The organism is Halomonas sp. AOP30-A1-24 (assembly GCF_052378165.1).
GTDB classification, from domain to species: domain Bacteria; phylum Pseudomonadota; class Gammaproteobacteria; order Pseudomonadales; family Halomonadaceae; genus Vreelandella; species Vreelandella citrativorans.
Genome location: NZ_JBQSXL010000002.1, coordinates 18,486 through 36,974 on the forward strand (window position 1 = coordinate 18,486; position 18,489 = coordinate 36,974).

The following is an 18,489-nucleotide window of genomic DNA, read 5'->3' on the forward strand; positions in this document are numbered from 1 at the left end:
CAACGCACCTCGCATGATGCTGCCTCATTCTTTGGTACATCAGCCGCTTGATGCGACATGGTAGCTCTAAAGCGTCACGGCTGCTTGTTCTCATCCGCTCAACGAAAGCAACTGATGAGTATGACGCCTTGCCTGCCAGACAGTTCACAAAAAAAGGAAAAACGTAATTTTCTGTGTCCTGACCGTTACCTGCAACTTTTACCTGCAACTTCCAGCAGCACTGTGTTTATTCAGTTCTATCGACCACTATTCGTCGCGACTGTTCCGTGCAGTCGTCACTAACGGTCGAATGTGTTCATCCACCGCTTCACGCGCGCGAAAAATCCGCGAACGCACAGTCCCCACTGGGCACTGCATTACCTGAGCAATATCTTCGTAGGCAAGGCCGTCCAGTTCGCGCAGCGTAATGGCCGTACGTAGATCGTCCGGTAGCTTTTCAATCGCCTCAAAAACGGCGGCTTCAAGTTGATCACGTGCAATAGCAGCTTCTGGCGACTCGGCATCTGCCAATCGGCCACTCTGGTCGACAAGCTCTGCATCCACAATGTCCAGGTCGCTACCAGGTGGCCGTCGGCCCCGAGATACCAGATGGTTTTTAGCCGTATTGATAGCAATGCGATACATCCAGGTATAGAAAGCACTTTCAGCACGAAACTTACCAAGCGCTCGATAGGCTTTGATAAACGCTTCCTGGGCCACGTCCTGGACCTCAGAGTGATCGTGTACGTAGCGACCGATCAAACCAATAATTTTATGCTGGTATTTTTTTACCAGCAGATCAAACGCGCGCGTATCACCTTTTTGGGCACGTTCGACAAGCTGTTGATCCGTTTCCCGAGTGCCCATTCACACGCCCCTCCAGCTCGTACGACATGCGTCGAGCCCTATTTCTGCCACCCCTTTTGAGCGGGCCTTCACAGCAAGCAGCATAGCGTCCCTTGGGCATTAATTAATGACAATGATGACAGCGGCGACCAATATGCCGCTGTGTTTATGATTCATAACGCTAAGTGTTACGCGTTCTGTACGAGGCATCAAGCGCTTACACACTACTTGCAAAATCTTGAAGCTGACACTGCTCAACGCTTTCAAGTTCCTCAAGAATTGATTTTTACCACCCTGACACGCCATAGTAGGCGTTATTTTTCGCTCACTGCGCACGCATAGGTAGCTAGATGTCAGAACAACAGGTCCATAACCTTAACGTCCTCGCCCAGGATGTCCTCACCACACCCGACGCACTCAAGCGGGCGGTTCCTCTTACCGATACCGCTGAACGTACGGTCATTGAAGGGCGTCAAACCATTCAGAATATTCTGGATGGTAAAGATCCACGCCTGTTAGTTGTCGTCGGCCCCTGCTCTATCCACGATGTAGACGCAGCGCTGGATTACGCCCGCCGCTTGCGCAAACTGGCCGACCAGGTCAGCGATAGTCTTTATATCGTGATGCGCGTGTATTTTGAAAAGCCTCGCACAACGGTCGGCTGGAAAGGCCTTATCAACGACCCGCACCTCAACGACTCCTTTGAGATTGATGAAGGCCTGCATATTGCGCGCAAGCTGCTGGTCGACCTGGCGGACATTGGTTTGCCGCTGGCGACCGAAGCACTCGACCCCATTTCGCCTCAATATCTGCAAGACTGTATCAGTTGGTCAGCGATTGGTGCACGTACCACTGAGTCACAAACCCACCGCGAAATGGCCTCAGGCCTCTCCTCACCGGTCGGTTTTAAAAACGGTACCGATGGCAGCCTGGACGTCGCTATCAATGCGCTGCAGTCCGTGGCGAGCCCGCATAACTTCCTGGGCATTAACCCAGCCGGTCAAGTAGCCATTATTCGCACCCGAGGTAACGCATACGGCCACGTCGTTCTACGGGGCGGTAACGGCAAACCCAATTACGACAGTGTTAGCGTGACGCTGGCTGAAAAAGAGCTTAAGAAAGCCAACCTTTCTGCCAATATCATGATCGACTGTTCTCACGCCAACTCTAATAAAGACGCGGCCTTACAGCCGTTGGTATTGGAGAACGTGACCAACCAGATTCTTGAAGGCAACACCTCTATCATCGGCCTGATGGTGGAATCCAATATCGGCTGGGGCAATCAAAAAGTTCCCGCAGACCTAAGCCAACTGCAGTACGGTGTTTCCATTACGGATGCCTGCATCGACTGGGATACGACGGTAGAAACGTTTACCCGCATGAACGACAAGCTGGCACCGGTACTTGCCAAGCGCATTGCGCAGTAACCCGACCGCACGCACATGCCCCGCTATGGCGTCAGCCATAGCGGGAGGATGACAGATGACTTATGGATGAATCTCGCGCCTGAATGGTGGTAAAGCATCCAGTAGCGCCTGACCGTAGCGCCGGGTAATCACACGCTTGTCCAACAACGTAATGACCCCCTGGTCGCTCTCTTTACGAATCAGTCGCCCACAGGCCTGCACCAGTTTAATCGAGGCATCCGGCACGCTAATGCGCATAAACGAGTTCCCGCCCTGGCTCTCGATCCATTCGGCAAGCGTCGCCCCTACCGGGTCATCCGGCACTGAAAACGGCAGCCGCGTGATCACCACGTGGGTCAAATAGTCACCAGGCAGATCAATCCCTTCAGCAAAACTGGCTAGTCCGAAAATAATACTGCCTTTGCCCTTGTCGACCGCCGCGCGGTGCCGCTCAATTAACTCTCTTTTGGGCAGCGCATCCTGGGCAAGCACCCGCTCTCTGATGGCCGCTGGCAGGCTTTTCTCTACCGCGCGAAGCTGCGCACGAGAAGAAAACAGCACCAGGGCCGCCTCCTTCTCGGTCAATTGCGTGACAAACTGAGCGATCGCATTTTCATGTGCATCGCGATCACCCGGGTCCGTCGCCTCCTTTGGCACACGCAGCACCGCATTGGCATAATCAAACGGGCTGGGCAACGCCTGGTAGCGGTACCGATTAGCCAACCCGGCACGCTCCTGAATGCGTTCAAATCGACCCAGTGCCGTCAGCGTTGCCGAGGTGACCACTGCGCCATGGCAGCGCCCCCACAAATGCTTGGCAAGCGTATGGGCCGCTGATACAGGGCTTGCAGAAAACTCAATCTCAGGCTCACCCGCCACCCGACTTAGCGTAAGCCACCGAGCACTTGGCGGCGCGTTAGGGGCATCCTGTTCACTAAACGCTTGCCATAAGGCGTGGGCTTCCAGGGCGCGGCCATGCAGCAGGGCGACCAGTGGCAACCAGCTTTCCGCTTGTTCGCGATCAAGCCCGGTCTGCTTATCAGGATCAAGGCTTTCACGCAGAATCTCGCTGATGCTTTCCAGACAGCGCGAGAGCGTGGCAAACATCACCAGTAGCTGCTGCGCCTGTTCACGCAGCGCATCAGGCACCTGGCCTTTTTCAAACCGCGATTGCAGTGTGTTTTCTTCATCGGACAGCCCATTGGGCCGCCCTGCCAGCTGGTGCCCTACGCTAAACACATCGCCTAGTACAGGTTCCAGGCCATGGATGGCCTCGGGCAGGCTTGCCAGTAAGCGCGCGATGGTGGGCTGCACCGCCAACGCCTGATTCAGGTCGGTCAAACTGCTTTTAAGCGTGTTTAACCAACGCACACAGCCGTGTACGGCAAACCGGTGGGCGAAATGCGAAAGCGCCTTATCAGGCAGGTGATGGCCTTCATCAAAGACAAAAATGCAGTCGGCAGGATCCGGCAAAATCGCCCCACCTCCCAGCGCCAAATCCGCCAGCACCAGGTCATGGTTGGCAACGATAACATCCGCATTTTCAAGATCACGACGCGAGCGAAAAAAAGCACAGGCGCCAAAGTGGCCACAGCGCCTACCGGTGCATTGGCGGTGGTCTACCGTTAGCCGCCGCCAGTGGGCATCATCAATGGTGGTGGGCCAGTTATCGCGGCCGCCCTCCCACTTACCCTGCCCATAGGCGTCCGTCATATCAGTGGCAAGCACGGTAAAATCGCTGCTTTCGGTTTGCAGCGACTGCTCGAATAGCGAAAGCGTCGGGTTAGGCTCAGCGCCTTCCATTACCTGGTCCAGCTTGGCCACACACACATACCGGCCGCGACCTTTGGCCAGCGCGTAACGAAAGGCAATACCGCTATGGCTGGCAAGCGCGGGCAGGTCTTGATTCAGCACTTGCTCTTGCAAAGCAACCGTAGCGGTCGAAATGACCAGCCGCTTACCACGCGCTTTCGCAATGGGTAATGCAGCGATCAGATACGCCAGCGTTTTGCCGGTGCCGGTGCCCGCCTCCAGCACACAGACATGGCTGTCGCTGGTGCGCTTGCCTTCGCTATCGCTTTCGATATCCCCTAACGTGCGGGCAATCTCAGCAATCATCAGGCGCTGCCCGTAGCGTGGCGTCAGCTCAAGCTTTTCCACCACGCGACGATAAGCGTCCTGAATATCGCTTTTTAGGGCATCATCAAGCATGTGCTTTACAGCATACCTTCCGGCGGATGTTCGCAGGGCAGTTTGCCGTTGATATAGCGTTCGATCTCAGGCAATGAGAAGGCATCTTCTTCGCCCACAAAGCTGATGGAAACGCCTTTGGCGCCTGCACGACCGGTACGACCAATACGGTGAACGTAGTCTTCCGGGTCTTCAGGCAGCGTGTAGTTGATGACGTGGCTTACGTCTTCAATGTGAATTCCGCGGCCTGCCACATCCGTAGCAACCAGTACTTGAATATCACCTTCGCGGAAACGCTCAAGCGTAGTGATGCGCTGGCTTTGCGGTACGTCACCCGACAGCATGGCCGCACTGATACCGGCTTTTTTCAGCAGGTCATCCAGCTTACGAACCAAATCGCGGCGATTACCGAATACCATCACACGCTCAAAGCTCTCTTGCTCAAGCAGGTTTACCAGCAGGCGCTGCTTATCGTCGTCCGAGACGAGATAAACACGCTGGTCAATATCCGCCTGGTTTTCAACCGTGACTTCAATCTCAACGTGGGCTGGGTTAACCGTCCACTGATTGGCCAGATTGAGAATATCGTCGGTAAAGGTGGCAGAAAACAGGAACGTCTGGCGCTCTTCTGTCTTCGGCGTGTAGCGAATAATACGCTTTACGTCAGGAATAAAGCCCATCGACAGCATACGGTCGGCTTCATCCAATACCAGCACTTCCACTTCAGAAAGGTCGATATCGCGCTTTTGATGGAAATCCAGCAAGCGGCCTGGCGTTGCGACCAGGATATCAATCTTTTTGCCCAAACTTTCGCGCTGCTTTTGATAGTCCATCCCACCAACAACGCTGGCCACGTTCAACTGCGTAAAGCGAGCAAGCGCCTTGGCGTCTTTTTCGATTTGCAGGGCCAACTCACGCGTAGGCGCAATAATCAGTGCTCGCGGCGCACCGGGCTTTTGACCATCCGGTGCAGGCTCTTCAAGGAAGTACGCCATTACCGAGATCAAAAATGCAGCCGTCTTGCCGGTACCGGTTTGCGCTTTACCCACTATATCGCCACCCAGCAGCGTTGCACGTAGCGCTTCAGCCTGGATCGGTGTGCAGTATTCAAACCCTTGGGCATGAATGGCGCGCATCAACGGTAGCGGCAGATCAAAGTCATGAAAGCGCCACTTGCCAGCCACGGCAGGCACCTGAAACTGACGAAGATCCCAGCTAGACTGGCGGCGACGCGGTTTCCGACGGCGACGTTTCGGCTTGCGGTTCTGGGCCGATGCTATGGTCTGTTCCGACTCGCTCATAGGCTATGTATCTGTCCATTACTGTGAATGTTAGGCATCACGAAGCGCGTATTGTATCAGGGGTTGGCGCTAAGAGCGCGTCCTGCTGTCGAAGGTAGGCCAGAGCCTGTTAGAATATGGCTTAATTCGACATAAGGAGCGCGACATGACGCGTAAGAAAAAAACACGTTCTTTGGCTGACAAGGTGACGATTCGCACCGGGCGCCGCAAAGACTATAAACAGTGGCGCCATGATAACCCCGACCAGGTGACCTCTTCACGCCGTTTTGTCGCCAAAAAGCAGCAGCAGCGTAAACTTCAGGCAGAGCGCAAGCTGGCGCGCCAACAGGAGGGCCAAAGTATCGCCATCCATCCTGACAAAGAGACGGATCATACGCCAGAGGATAAATCGTAATGCGATTGGTTTCTTTCAACATCAACGGCATCCGCGCTCGGCTTCATCAGTTGCAGGCCTTGATTGATACCCAGCAGCCTGACGTTATAGGCCTGCAGGAAACCAAAGTACAGGACAGCGAGTTCCCCCTGGCCGATGTAGAGGCCATGGGCTATCACGTCTATTACCATGGGCAAAAAGGCCACTATGGGGTGGCGTTAATGTGCCGCCAAAAGCCCCAGGACATCTTTTATGGCTTTCCCGATGATGGCGAAGAAGCGCAGCGGCGCATGATTGGCGTACGCTTGCTGGCTGACGACGGCGAATCAGTCACCGTTTGGAACGGCTACTTCCCACAGGGTGAAAACGTTAGCCATCCGACGAAATTTCCCCATAAAGCGCACTTTTACCGCCAACTCACAAGTCTGCTCAACGAACATTACCGTGCGGACGAGCGTCTAGCGATTATGGGTGATTTTAACATTTCACCTGAAGATCAGGATATCGGCATTGGCGAGGCAAGCCGCAAGCGCTGGCTGCGTGAAGGCAAAGCAAGTTTTCAGCCGATTGAGCGCGAATGGCTGGCGGGCATCAAAGCCTGGGGACTAACCGACAGCTATCGCCTTTGCTACCCAGAGAACAATGAGTGGTTCAGTTGGTTTGATTATCGTTCCAAAGGCTTTGACCGCGAGCCCAAACGTGGCCTACGGATCGACTATATTCTAGTAACACAGCCGCTTGCCGACTGCGTTCAGGCAGCGGGGATCGATTATGAGCTGCGCGCGATGGAACGCCCCTCCGACCATGCACCGACCTGGAGCGATTTTGCGGTTACGCTCAGTCCTTCTGACGTTAATTGAAATTGGCCAGCCACTGGCTGGCTTCTTCATCGCCCAACTCAGCTGCCTGGAAAAGCGCCTGCTCGGCCTGCTCTTCATTTCCCCAGGCATAAGCCAACTGCCCATATTGGCGCCAGTCCTTGGCCGCTTGGGTATATTCAGCCAATGTTTGCCAGGCACTTAGCGCATTATCGACGTGCTTGGCCTGCTGCCAGGACGTGGCGAGCAAGCGTAACGAGTGCTCATCTCGCTCAAGCTCCCCCTTCGCCAAGGCATTTTCCACATGCTCTGCGGCCCGCGCAGGCGTTCCTCCGCTTCGATGCAGCTGAACCAGTAGCCAAAAGTCATCCTTTGTTTCCAGCTTGCCCAACTGCCACGCCATTTCCCACAAGCCAGCGGCAACGCCTGGCTGGCCTGCCTGCTGGGCAAGCCCCGCTGCCTGCTGCCACGCGTCTCTATCGCTTTGTGGGCCCAGGCCTTCAACCAACCAGCCAAGCGCCTGTTCGCTTTGCCCTGAATGTCGTAGTACGGCAAGCGCCAGCGCTTGCTGGCTCTCATCAAGCGCTTGTGTTTGCTCAACGGCCTGATTCAGCTGCTCAGCGGCAGCATCCCATTGCGCCTCTTGCGCCATCAAACGCACCAACTGCCATAGCGCGGCGATATCCTGCTCGTTCTCTAGCCATTCGCTCAATAAATCAATGGCCTGCTCATTTTGCCCCGCCACACGTCGCAGCGACGCTTCTTCACGCAACCAACGCGCTGCCTGCTCTGCACCCACACCGCTGGTCTGACGCGCCAATGCGAGATGATCAGCGGCCTGAGCAGGCTTTTCCTGGCGAGCCAAAGCGCTTGCCGCCAGCTGATGGTAGAGCGCACTGGCCCAACGGTCAGAAACATTTCCTCCAGCCAATCGATTCGCCTGGGCGGTGGCGCGTTCAGCCACGGTCTCAAACGCACCACTTTGCAACTGCTCTTGCTGCGTTTTCAAATCACGAATGATGTCACCCGAAAGCGGTGCATCGGCCTGAGCGGCAGAAGCCCAAACACTGAACATTAGAATCCATGCTAAACGCTGCATTCCGTTACCTCAATTGAAACTCTATGCGCTGTGTGGCACGCCGGATCTGCTGGCTGCTGGCAAACTGCCACTGCCCAATAGCCTTTTGGGCGGCGTCATCAAATACACGCCGTGGCTGAGAATTCGTTACTCGAACGGAGGACCGGTCAACGCTACCATCGCGACGAATAATAAATTCCACCTCAACGAACCCTTCCATACCTCTGCGCTGCGCGCGCGGTGGATAATTAGGGTTAACACGATTGGTAGGCGCCACCTGCCCGACACTTACTGGCTCGTTGGAAGGCGGCGCTTCGGCTACCGGGGCCGCTTCACGCTGAGCGGGTGCCTCCGTGGGCGTCGCTACTGGCGCTGCTTCCGTCGGCGGCTCTGGGGATGGCTCAGGTGCAGGTTCCGGCTGCGGTGCGGGCTGAGGCTCGGGTTGAGGCTCGGGCGCTATTTCCGTTAACTCCGGCAGCTCATCCTCCATCTCCACCGGCTCGACGGGTACGTCAGGTAGCTCTACATCAGGCAGCGTAATAGCACTATCGGTTACCGGAGGCGGCTCGGGTGTCGGCATGGGCGGCGGCGCCTGCTGAGGCGTGGCTTGCGCAGGCTGTGGCGCTGGCGCCTCTTGCTCAGGCGCCACTTCTGGCGCTTCCACCATATTCATGGTCATGGTCATTATCGGCGTTTCAGGCTCGCTTTCTGGCGGCGTTACCAGTAGTGCCAGCAGCCAAAACAGACCCACTGCCAGCGTAATTCCCACCAGAAAGGACACCGCATGACGCATCATGGCGCACTCCGGCTCGCAGCGACGGCCACCTGCTCTACCCCGGCCTCTTTAAGGCGATCCATAACTTCAATGAGCAGCCCGGTCGTCGATGCCCGGTCCGCCTGGATCACGGCAGACCCTTGCTCGGTCAACATACCGGCCACTTCCCGCCCTACGTGATGGACATCCACTGGCTTACCGTCCACCCAGACAGCACCTTCAGGTGTAATAGCCACCAGCACCTGCGCTTCCGGGCGTGGACTCGCCGCACTCGATTCCGGGCGTTCAATCTCGATACCGCTCTCTTTAATGAAGCTGGTCGTTACGATAAAGAAGATCAGCATAATGAACACCACATCGAGCATGGGCGTCAGGTTGACTTCATTGCTTTCTGCGTTTGCGTCCATTGAACGGCGTCTACGCATCACTCTCCTCCAAGGCACGTGCCAGCCGGTCATGCAACCGCTGATCTTCTCGACGAATCACGTGCTCTAAACGACTAATAAACAGAAGCCCCACGACCGCAATCGCCATACCGGTTAACGTAGGCAGCGTTGCACGCGCCACGCCATCAGCCATCGCGCGCGCTTGATGCGTATCACTCATCGAGAGACTATCAAATACGGTAATCATGCCGGTAACAGTACCCAGCAGGCCCAGCAAGGGGCAGAGCGCGACCAGCAGTTTTAACCAGGGCAGCGGACGACGAAGCCTGGCCACCAATGCTTCTGCCCACACGTGGCGTAGCGTGCGCGCGCTCCAGCTGCGGTGGTCGCGTCGCTCCGCCCAGCGACGAATCAACTGCCGACGGGCGGAACGCCAGGTAATGCGGTAGTACCACCAGCGCTCTATCGCCATGCCGAACACCAGCACCGCGACCAACGCTAGCACGACCAGAACCGCACCACCGGCATCGACTAACCGCTCTACCGGTTCAAGCCAGAGAGGTAGCGTGGGCATATCAATTCACCGACGTAGCATGAGCAGTAGATTGAGCTTCCAAATGATCCGCCAAGGTCGCACTCGCCTCGCCTTCAATCACCTGGCTTAAGTGACGGCTGCGGCTTGAAAGCGCCGTTTGCGCAAACAGCAAAGGCACCGCCGTAATGAGGCCCAGCACCGTGGTGACCAATGCCTGGCTAATGCCCCCTGCCATGAGCTGCGGATCGCCGGTGCCAAACACGGTAATCGCCTGAAACGTTACAATCATGCCGGTCACCGTACCTAACAACCCCAGCAGCGGTGCAATAGCAGCCAATAGCTTAACAATGGGCTGACCCCGCTCAATGCGCGGCAACTCTGCCAGTACCGCTTCATCCAAACGTGCTTCTAACGCTTCAGGGGTTTGGTGCTTATCCATCTCTTTAAAGCGAAGCAACACGCGGCCTAGTGGGTTATTCGACTGCAACTGATTAAGCGACTGACGTTGGCGGCGCACGCGAAGACTCTGTAGCACCAAGTAGGCATATTGCCCCAGCGCCACCAGCAGACCCAACACCCCCAGCACGACGATGACATAACCGACGTACCCGCCCTGCTGGAAACGCTCCCACAGGCTAGGACGTTGAGAAAGCGCCTGTAAAACGGGGCCTTGAGTGGGGTCAATCAGGAATTCCCTGCTTTCTCCCTGATGGTAAGCCGCGAGCACACTTTGAATTTCGTCTGGCGTACGCGGCGCTTCGGCCAAATGACTGACGTCACCATCTTGCTGAAGTAGTGCATTTTCCGTAAACGCGGCGAAGTCACCCAATCGAACCACGTTACGGGGCGCGATCATGCCGCTGGAATCCGCGACCGGAAGCTCCAAACGTTCAACCTGCCCGGTTTTTGCAGCCAGCGTTGCCAGGCTGTCGACCACGTTTTCTAGCTGACGACGTTCAAGCACTTCCGCGTTATCCAGGCGAGGCGGCAGTATCTCTTCTTGCAAGGTTAACCAGCTATCTTCACCCAATGCGTTGCGCACTTCGGTACTGTGTCGCGCAAGGTTGGCCAACAAGCCGGAAAGCGCTTCACCCTGTTCGTTCTGGCGCTCGGTTAACTCACTGGCCTGCTCAGCCTGCTCGGTTTGCTGGGCTTGCAGCGCCTCACGCTGCTCCTCGGCTGACTGGTGGGCGGCGCGAGCCTCTTCAAGCGCTGCATTTAACGCTTGCTGATCTTCCAAAAAGCGCGCCAAGCGCTCCTGGTCACGCGCCTCAGCGGCCTGGCGTGCTTCGCGTAGCGATGAAACAGGCTCACTTTGCGCCGAGACGCCGAAACTGACGGCGACAAGCCCCACCAACAAACCAGCACTTACCAGGCGTTGCAGACGTTGACGATTGACGCTCATGGCTGACCTCTCTGCTGTTCTGCAACGGTAATGGATAGCGGCAACCTCAATAGATCCGGCGTGCGCTGGTCAGCGGCGATGCGCAGACCATTGCGGACTTCGCGCCGTGCTCGCTCATCCAACGGTAGCCATTCATGGTTGGCGGCATCCCAAACACCGCCTTCCCGAGCGTCTGGCGTCAGGTAGTAAAATCCAATTCTACCGACGCGTAGATAATCTACTTCCCGAGCATTGCCTTCAGGGCTTTGCAAACGTCCGCGCCAGTTATCAATGTCACGGCCGTATTCAAGCTCTACTCGCCATGCTTCTAATAAGCCGTTGATCCGCTCAACGGTGTTGCTGCTCTGCGCCTCATCAGAGTGCACGACTCGAGCCAAGCGCTCATCGCGCAAGAACGGCATATCCTGCTCAATCCAGCGCGTTAGCTGTGCTTGCATATCCTGCTCGATGAGCGGTAGCGCCGCGCGTGTCTCTTCCAGGGTATTCAGTGCAGTACTTAAACGCTGCTGACGTTCGGCTTCTTCTACCAAACGCGCACTTAGCGACGCGTTTGTGGCCTCCATTTGGCGAGTCTCACGCTCTAGCCGACGTAACTCTTCTAGCGCGCCCCGGGTCTCTTCATCGGCTGCATCAATTTGCTGCTGCAGGGCCGCCTGGGTTTGTTGGGCTTCTACGCTCTGGGCCGCCTGGCCCGCTGTTTCATCGCTTGCCATTAGCCCACCGCTGACTAGCACGAAGGCTAAGCAACACGTACGCACGGCAAAGAAAGACCTGTTCAGCACGTCGACTCTCCGTTACTGCCTAGCGAGCTTTACCATTAGCCACACTAGAAACCAATTAAGTATAAGAACGATTTGCGTTTAAATTCTACGCGTTAGCCTACCACCATCTCAATAAATGACAATATTTATCATTAACATTAAGACGTTTTTTGCTTTATTTTGGGTATAAAAAAGGGCGCCAAATGGCGCCCCGCTTATAATGGTGATGCTTGATGTCTTAAACGTTCAACATGACACATGTCTTTATGACACGGTCCTTATGACATAGCCTTTGGTTAGCGGCGCGAGTGGAAGCTCCCACGCCTGCTCACGGCTTACCCATTTGGCTTCAGCGATTTCAGCGGCCGCCTCTACCGGCTCATCAATCACCAGCCCATAGAGCTGCGCTTCAATCGTCATGCCAGGCTCATTCGCCGCCGGGGCCTTCTGTACGCCCAAAGGAAGCAGCCGGTCTTCAGTGACATGCAAACCGAGCTCTTCTTTAAGCTCACGACATAGTGCTGCCAGTGCCGTTTCACCCGGATCGATCTTACCGCCCGGCTGCATAAAGAAAGCGGTGCCCTGTTTACGCACCAGCAGCAGTCGACCATCCAGGTCACTTACAACCGCCGCTGCGATTTTCAGTACACTGGCCGTGTTTGGCGTTACATCTGGCATGCCCCTTCCCTCTTTTTACCGCTTACCGGATGAGACTATTAAAACTCCCAGTCATCATCTTCAGTGGCAATGGCTTTGCCAATAACATACGAGGAGCCAGAGCCTGAGAAGAAGTCGTGGTTTTCATTCGCGCTGGGCGACAGAGCCGCCATAATCGTCGGGTCAACGTCGGTCACGCTACTGGGGAACAGCGGCTCATAGCCCAGGTTCATCAGCGCTTTGTTGGCGTTATAATGAAGAAATTTCTTCACATCTTCCGACAGCCCCACTTCGTCATACAGTGACTCGGTGTAGCGCACTTCATTATCATACAGCTCAAGAAGCAGCTCATACGCGTAATCCTTGACTTCCTGCTGACGCTCGGGCGTGGCTTCTGCCAAGGCTTGCTGGAATTTGTAGCCAATGTAGTAACCGTGTACCGCTTCATCGCGAATAATCAAACGAATAAGATCAGCGGTGTTGGTTAGCTTGGCGTGACTGGACCAGTACATGGGCAGATAGAAGCCCGAATAGAACAAAAAGGACTCCAAAAATACGCTGGCCACCTGGCGCATCAACGGGTCATCAGAGCGATAGCGCTCCAGAATCAGTTCTGACTTAGCCTGGAGCGTGGGATTCTCTTCACTCCACCGGAAGGCATCATCCACATCGCGCGTGGCGCATAGCGTCGAGAAAATCGAGCTGTACGAGCGCGCATGCACCGACTCCATAAACGCAATATTGGTGTATACCGCCTCTTCATGGGGTGTGCGAGCATTTTCCATTAGCACCGGAGCACCAATGCTGCTTTGGATCGTATCCAGCAGCGTCAGGCCTGTAAACACGCGAATGGTTAGCTGCTTTTCCTGCTGGGTCAGTGTGTTCCACGATTGAATATCGTTGGAAAGCGGCACTTTTTCCGGCAGCCAAAAGTTACTGGTCAGGCGATTCCATACTTCAAGATCCTTGTCATCCTGAAGACGGTTCCAGTTGATCGCATTCACCCGCGATAAGCGTTGCGTGGTAGTCATGAAATAACTCTCATTAAAAGCGCCGTATTACATACGGCGCATCAAGTACAGAATATCAAATGCTGGCAATTTGCCAGGCACGGGTATTAAAGCGTGCAGGAAACACAGCCTTCCACTTCAGTACCTTCCAGCGCGCTTTGGCGCAGACGAATGTAATAGAGCGTTTTAATACCTTTTCGCCACGCGTAAATCTGCGCCTTATTGATATCACGCGTTGTCGCAGTGTCCGGGAAGAACAGCGTCAATGAGAGCCCCTGATCAACGTGCTTGGAAGCCTCAGCGTAGGTATCAATAATCTTCTCAGGGCCAATTTCATAAGCGTCCTGGAAGTAATCAAACGTGGACTCGCTCAAGAACGGCGCAGGGTAATAAGCACGCCCCAGCTTGCCTTCTTTACGAATCTCGATCCTGGCCGCTACCGGGTGGATACTTGAGGTCGAGTGGTTAATATAGGAAATAGAGCCCGTGGGCGGCACCGCCTGCAAGTTGCGATTATAAAGGCCGTGGGCCATTACCGAGGCCTTGAGCTCCTGCCAGTCCTGCTGAGTAGGCAGCGTGATGTCGCTACGCTCGAACAGGCCGCGTACTTTATCGGTGCGTGGCAGCCACTCCTGGTCGGTATATTTATCGAAGAACTCGCCCGTTGCATATTTGGAGTCTTCAAAGCCTGCAAACGTATCGTTATGCTCAATCGCCAAGCGGTTCGACGCGCGGATGGCATGAAAGGCGATGCAGTAGAAATACAGGTTGGTAAAGTCCAACCCCTCTTCAGAGCCATAATAAATGTGTTCGCGAGCCAGGTAACCGTGCAGGTTCATCTGACCAAGACCAATAGCGCGTGACTTGGCATTACCTTCGGCAATAGAGGGTACGCTACGTAGATTGCTCATTTCTGAAACTGCGGTTAACCCGCGAATGGCGATCTCAACGCTTTCGCCAATATTGCCGGCGTCCATTACCTTGGCGATGTTCATTGATCCCAGGTTACAGGAGATATCCTGACCCATTTGGCGATAGCCAAGATCATCGTCGTATTCGGTAGGTGTATTGACCTGCAGAATTTCCGAACACAGGTTACTCATATTGATACGACCAGCAATCGGGTTCTCCCGGTTGACCGTATCTTCAAACATGATGTACGGATAGCCCGACTCAAACTGCAGCTCTGCCAGTGTCTGGAAGAACGCCCGCGCATTGATTTTGTGCTTACGGATACGCGCGTCCGCGACCATCTCATGGTATTTCTCGGTAACGCTGACGTCGCCAAACGGGACGCCATAAACGCGCTCAACGTCGTAAGGCGAGAACAGGTACATATCGTCATTGCGCTTGGCAAGCTCAAACGTAATATCCGGAATCGTCACGCCCAGCGACAACGTTTTAATGCGGATTTTCTCGTCAGCATTTTCACGCTTGGTATCCAAAAAACTCAGGATATCGGGGTGGTGCGCATTCAGATAAACCGCGCCAGCGCCTTGGCGAGCACCCAACTGGTTCGCATAGGAGAAGGCGTCTTCCAAGAGTTTCATGATCGGGATAATACCCGACGACTGATTCTCAATACGCTTGATGGGTGCGCCGGACTCACGGATATTGCTCAACAAAAAGGCAACACCGCCGCCCCGCTTGGAAAGCTGTAGCGCTGAGTTAATCGAGCGACCGATCGACTCCATATTGTCTTCAATACGCAGCAAGAAGCACGATACCAACTCACCACGCTGCTGCTTGCCGCAGTTCAGGAAGGTAGGCGTCGCTGGCTGGAAACGACCACTGATTATTTCATCAACCAAGGATTTTGCCAGCGCTTCATCGCCGCGCGCCAGGGTCAGTGCCACCATGCATACGCGGTCTTCATAGCGCTCAAGGTAGCGCTTACCGTCGAACGTTTTTAGCGTATAGCTGGTGTAGTACTTGAAGGCACCTAAAAAGCTTGGAAAACGGAATTTGTAGGCATACGCCTGCTCAAACAACGCTTTAACAAAAGCGAAGCTGTATTGGCCGAGCATCTCCGCTTCGTAATAGCCCTCTTCCATCAGGTAATCGAGCTTTTCTTCCAGCGAGTGGAAAAAGACGGTGTTCTGGTTAACGTGTTGCAGGAAGTACTGACGTGCTGCTTCACGGTCTTTATCCAGCTGTAGCTCACCGTTGGCACCGTACAAATTAAGCATCGCGTTTAGCGCGTGGTAATCCAAAGTACGCGCTTCGGAAGCTCCCGTAGCCGGCCGTTTGGGTTCAGCCTGGTTTTTCGTGACTAGGTTTGTCGTTTCCAAAACTCTTCTACTCCTTTGCGAACCTTGGCCACGTCATCGTCGGTGCCAAAGAATTCAAATCGATACAGCAATGGCACACGGCACTTTTCTGCAATAACGCGACCAGCCAGGCCATACGCATCACCAAAATTAGTGTTACCGGCAGCAATGACGCCGCGAATAAAGCGTCTATTCTGCTCATCGTTAAGAAAGCGAATAACTTGCCCTGGCACCGCACCTTTTGCCTCGCCGCCCCCGTAGGTGGGCGTGATTAATATATAAGGTGCTGTGGCATGTAGCGTCGGTTCATCACGCCCTAGCGGAAGGCGCTGTGCGGCCAGACCAAGTTTTTGTACAAAACGATGAGTGTTACCTGATTTGGTGGAGAAATAAATTAGGCTGCCGACCTGGGGTGTTGCAGCGGCGGCGTCCACCAACATAGCAATTTTACGCCAACGCTTGGATACGGTCCGGGCGGAAACCCGACCAGTGATCATCACCAGCAACGACCACTGGAAGCTGGCGGTAGCCAAGGGCTTCTACTTCTTGCTGGGCACCTGACTCAGCGGTGATATCAATAACGGTATACGCTAGACCCTGTTTATCCAGAGCACGGTAGGTAGCAGTACACTGAACACAAGCAGGCTTGCTATAAATCTGGATTGCCATGGTCATTTTCCCCTTTTCATAGCGGTATTTTTCGGGCAGAGCATATCTAGTACCTCCCCCCCTCTGAAGACATCACACATACTATATATAGACCATGGGAAAATCAATTCAAGCATATATAGTATTTTTTCATCCACAGGTTATTGACAGCTCATGCCCAGCCTACGGTCTGGAAACAAAAAAACCGCCCCACAGAGGGGGCGGCATTGTGCAGGCGCCAGCGGCTGGCATCCTGCCCGACATAGCGCTAAATTAAGCGATAGCAGCCTGATAGCGACGCTCTACGTCTTCCCAGTTAACGACGTCGAAGAACGTAGCAACGTAGTCAGGACGCTTGTTCTGATACTTCAGGTAGTAGGCGTGCTCCCATACATCCAGGACGAGCAGCGGCGTGTTGCCGTGCATCAACGGGTTATCCTGGTTCAGCGTATTTTCAACAACCAGCTTTTTCGCGGGAGTCACGGAGAGCCATGCCCAGCCGCTACCAAAACGACCTACGGCTGCCTTTTTGAACTCTTCCTTGAAGGAGTCCAGGCCGCCTAGTTCGCTATCAATAGCATTGGCAACATCGCCCTGAGGCTGACCACCACCGTTCGGCGACATCATTTGCCAGAACATGGAGTGGTTGGCATGGCCGCCGCCGTTGTTAATAACCGCTTGACGCTTGGCTTCCGGCACACGGTCCAGGTTTGAGACGAGCTCTTCAATCGCAACGTCCTCAAGGCCTGTGCCCTCAAGTGCAGCGTTGAGGTTATTGACGTACGTTTGGTGGTGACGCGAGTGGTGAATTTCCATGGTCATCGCATCAATATGCGGCTCGAGTGCGTCATAAGCGTACGGCAGTTCGGGAAGTGTATGTGCCATATTATCATCTCCTTGAGTGGCTTGCGTTGCGTTCATCATGATAGGTGTGGTCAGCCCACACCTTTTTCAACCGCTTTGGCGGCACTTTCTCACATTGCCCGTACTTTAGCCAACTACGGGCAGTTTATCTAATTTACTCTCCTAAAAAAGCCGGCTTTTAATAAGCCGGCTTGGGTAAACCAAGTCAATCCAGAAACGCCTTACAGCTTGCTCTCAAGTTCAGGCAGAATCTCGAACAAATCGCCTACCAGACCATAGTCCGCTACTTGAAAGATCGGTGCTTCATCGTCTTTATTAATCGCGACAATGACCTTGGAGTCTTTCATGCCCGCCAAATGCTGAATGGCGCCCGAAATACCTACGGCAATATAGAGATCAGGTGCCACGATCTTGCCGGTTTGCCCGACCTGCATGTCGTTAGGAACAAAGCCTGCATCTACCGCTGCCCGTGAGGCGCCTACGGCCGCCCCCAGCTTGTCGGCGATACCGTCCAGCAGCTTGAAGTTCTCGCCATTGCCCATGCCGCGGCCGCCTGAAATAACCACTTTGGCGCCACCCAGCTCGGGTCGGTCGGACTGTGCAAGTTCTTCTTTAACAAAGCTTGACTGGGTATTTTCAACCACCACATCGACCGCTTCTAGCGTAGCGCTGCCGCTGCTGGCAACGGCATCAAACGCGCTGGAGCGTACGGTAATTACTTTCAGCGCATCATCACTTTTCACGGTGGCGATGGCGTTCCCCGCATAAATGGGACGCAGGAAGGTGTCAGCGCTCTCAATGCCAATGACGTCGGAAAGCTGGCTAACATCTTTTAGGGCAGCCAAACGCGGCAACACATTTTTACCGGTTGTGGAGGCGCTCGCCAGCACATGGGTGTAACCACTGGCTAACTCCACCAGCAGCGCGCCCATGGGCTCAGCCAGTTGGTAAGCGTAAACAGCGTTATCTGCAACCCGCACCTTGCTGACGCCATCAAGCTTGGCGGCTGCTTCAGCGGCAGCCTGGACGCCCTCTCCAGCCACCAGAACGTCAATATCGCCACCGATGGCTTTGGCGGCAGCTACCACGTGAGCGGTGGCGCTGGCGAGTTGGCCGTCATTGATATCGGCAAGTACCAAAATGCTCATTAGATCAGCTCCTTTCAAAGCACTTATCTTGAAGAACTT

Annotated in this window: 19 protein-coding genes; 3 read left to right on the forward strand and 16 right to left on the reverse strand. The window is 54.7% G+C overall.

The window, feature by feature from the left end; all coding sequences use genetic code 11:
- Positions 1-246 precede the first annotated feature (246 nt).
- The gene (gene rpoE / locus ACT3TJ_RS01265) at positions 247-846 is read right to left on the reverse strand and encodes an RNA polymerase sigma factor RpoE (protein ID WP_172116400.1); all 600 of its coding nucleotides are present in this window, start codon (positions 844-846) and stop codon (positions 247-249) included.
- A gap of 329 nt (positions 847-1,175) precedes the next feature.
- Here rpoE and ACT3TJ_RS01270 point away from each other — a divergent pair, with 329 nt between their 5' ends.
- Positions 1,176-2,252, forward strand: coding sequence for a 3-deoxy-7-phosphoheptulonate synthase (locus ACT3TJ_RS01270; protein ID WP_192526389.1), 1,077 nt, complete (start codon positions 1,176-1,178; stop codon positions 2,250-2,252).
- A gap of 60 nt (positions 2,253-2,312) precedes the next feature.
- On the opposite strand, the gene dinG is transcribed toward ACT3TJ_RS01270, so the two are convergent.
- Both dinG and rhlB read right to left on the reverse strand, forming a co-directional pair.
- A complete protein-coding gene (gene dinG, locus ACT3TJ_RS01275) occupies positions 2,313-4,442 on the reverse strand; it encodes an ATP-dependent DNA helicase DinG (protein ID WP_444621429.1) in 2,130 nt (709 codons plus the stop codon).
- A 5-nt stretch (positions 4,443-4,447) separates the two neighbouring features.
- A complete protein-coding gene (gene rhlB / locus ACT3TJ_RS01280; protein WP_192526387.1) occupies positions 4,448-5,722 on the reverse strand; it encodes an ATP-dependent RNA helicase RhlB in 1,275 nt (424 codons plus the stop codon).
- A gap of 145 nt (positions 5,723-5,867) precedes the next feature.
- Here rhlB and ACT3TJ_RS01285 point away from each other — a divergent pair, with 145 nt between their 5' ends.
- Together ACT3TJ_RS01285 and xthA are read left to right on the forward strand one after the other, a co-directional pair.
- Positions 5,868-6,116 (forward strand): hypothetical protein, encoded by a 249-nt coding sequence (locus ACT3TJ_RS01285; protein ID WP_192526386.1) that lies wholly within the window; start codon positions 5,868-5,870, stop codon positions 6,114-6,116.
- Positions 6,116-6,955 carry an exodeoxyribonuclease III gene (xthA, locus tag ACT3TJ_RS01290; protein ID WP_192526385.1) on the forward strand — a complete coding sequence of 280 codons (840 nt, stop codon included), beginning with the start codon at positions 6,116-6,118 and terminating at the stop codon, positions 6,953-6,955. Before ACT3TJ_RS01285 ends, xthA begins: the two co-directional genes overlap by 1 nt.
- Here xthA and ACT3TJ_RS01295 read toward each other — a convergent pair.
- The 13 genes from ACT3TJ_RS01295 to ACT3TJ_RS01355 all read right to left on the reverse strand — a co-directional run bounded on the left by ACT3TJ_RS01295 (position 6,948) and on the right by ACT3TJ_RS01355 (position 18,450).
- Positions 6,948-8,012 carry a hypothetical protein gene (locus ACT3TJ_RS01295; protein ID WP_192526384.1) on the reverse strand — a complete coding sequence of 355 codons (1,065 nt, stop codon included), beginning with the start codon at positions 8,010-8,012 and terminating at the stop codon, positions 6,948-6,950. The two genes, xthA and ACT3TJ_RS01295, sit on opposite strands and share 8 nt — an antisense overlap.
- A 4-nt stretch (positions 8,013-8,016) precedes the next feature.
- On the reverse strand, positions 8,017-8,787 hold the full coding sequence (locus ACT3TJ_RS01300; protein WP_192526383.1) for an energy transducer TonB: 771 nt from the start codon (positions 8,785-8,787) through the stop codon (positions 8,017-8,019).
- Entirely contained in the window at positions 8,784-9,191 is a 408-nt protein-coding gene (locus tag ACT3TJ_RS01305; RefSeq protein WP_172116392.1) for an ExbD/TolR family protein, read from the reverse strand. The genes ACT3TJ_RS01300 and ACT3TJ_RS01305 overlap by 4 nt, the downstream gene beginning before the upstream one ends.
- On the reverse strand, positions 9,184-9,726 hold the full coding sequence (locus ACT3TJ_RS01310) for a MotA/TolQ/ExbB proton channel family protein (RefSeq protein ID WP_192526382.1): 543 nt from the start codon (positions 9,724-9,726) through the stop codon (positions 9,184-9,186). Before ACT3TJ_RS01310 ends, ACT3TJ_RS01305 begins: the two co-directional genes overlap by 8 nt.
- A gap of 1 nt (position 9,727) precedes the next feature.
- A complete protein-coding gene (locus ACT3TJ_RS01315; RefSeq protein WP_444621428.1) occupies positions 9,728-11,092 on the reverse strand; it encodes a MotA/TolQ/ExbB proton channel family protein in 1,365 nt (454 codons plus the stop codon).
- Positions 11,089-11,874 (reverse strand): DUF3450 family protein, encoded by a 786-nt coding sequence (locus tag ACT3TJ_RS01320; protein ID WP_192526380.1) that lies wholly within the window; start codon positions 11,872-11,874, stop codon positions 11,089-11,091. The genes ACT3TJ_RS01315 and ACT3TJ_RS01320 overlap by 4 nt, the downstream gene beginning before the upstream one ends.
- A 243-nt stretch (positions 11,875-12,117) precedes the next feature.
- Positions 12,118-12,531 carry an NUDIX hydrolase gene (locus ACT3TJ_RS01325; RefSeq protein WP_444621427.1) on the reverse strand — a complete coding sequence of 138 codons (414 nt, stop codon included), beginning with the start codon at positions 12,529-12,531 and terminating at the stop codon, positions 12,118-12,120.
- A gap of 38 nt (positions 12,532-12,569) precedes the next feature.
- Positions 12,570-13,541 (reverse strand): class 1b ribonucleoside-diphosphate reductase subunit beta, encoded by a 972-nt coding sequence (gene nrdF, locus ACT3TJ_RS01330; protein WP_087109253.1) that lies wholly within the window; start codon positions 13,539-13,541, stop codon positions 12,570-12,572.
- An 86-nt stretch (positions 13,542-13,627) separates the two neighbouring features.
- Entirely contained in the window at positions 13,628-15,811 is a 2,184-nt protein-coding gene (gene nrdE / locus ACT3TJ_RS01335) for a class 1b ribonucleoside-diphosphate reductase subunit alpha (RefSeq protein ID WP_441677073.1), read from the reverse strand.
- Positions 15,793-16,230, reverse strand: a complete 438-nt coding sequence (gene nrdI, locus ACT3TJ_RS01340) for a class Ib ribonucleoside-diphosphate reductase assembly flavoprotein NrdI (RefSeq protein WP_192526378.1) — start codon at positions 16,228-16,230, stop codon at positions 15,793-15,795. The genes nrdE and nrdI overlap by 19 nt, the downstream gene beginning before the upstream one ends.
- A 7-nt stretch (positions 16,231-16,237) precedes the next feature.
- Entirely contained in the window at positions 16,238-16,459 is a 222-nt protein-coding gene (gene nrdH, locus ACT3TJ_RS01345) for a glutaredoxin-like protein NrdH (protein WP_087109257.1), read from the reverse strand.
- Positions 16,460-16,711: 252 nt separating this feature from the next.
- Positions 16,712-17,323 carry a superoxide dismutase gene (locus ACT3TJ_RS01350; protein WP_193053757.1) on the reverse strand — a complete coding sequence of 204 codons (612 nt, stop codon included), beginning with the start codon at positions 17,321-17,323 and terminating at the stop codon, positions 16,712-16,714.
- A gap of 200 nt (positions 17,324-17,523) precedes the next feature.
- A complete protein-coding gene (locus tag ACT3TJ_RS01355; RefSeq protein ID WP_172116385.1) occupies positions 17,524-18,450 on the reverse strand; it encodes an electron transfer flavoprotein subunit alpha/FixB family protein in 927 nt (308 codons plus the stop codon).
- Between the last annotated feature and the right edge of the window lie 39 nt (positions 18,451-18,489).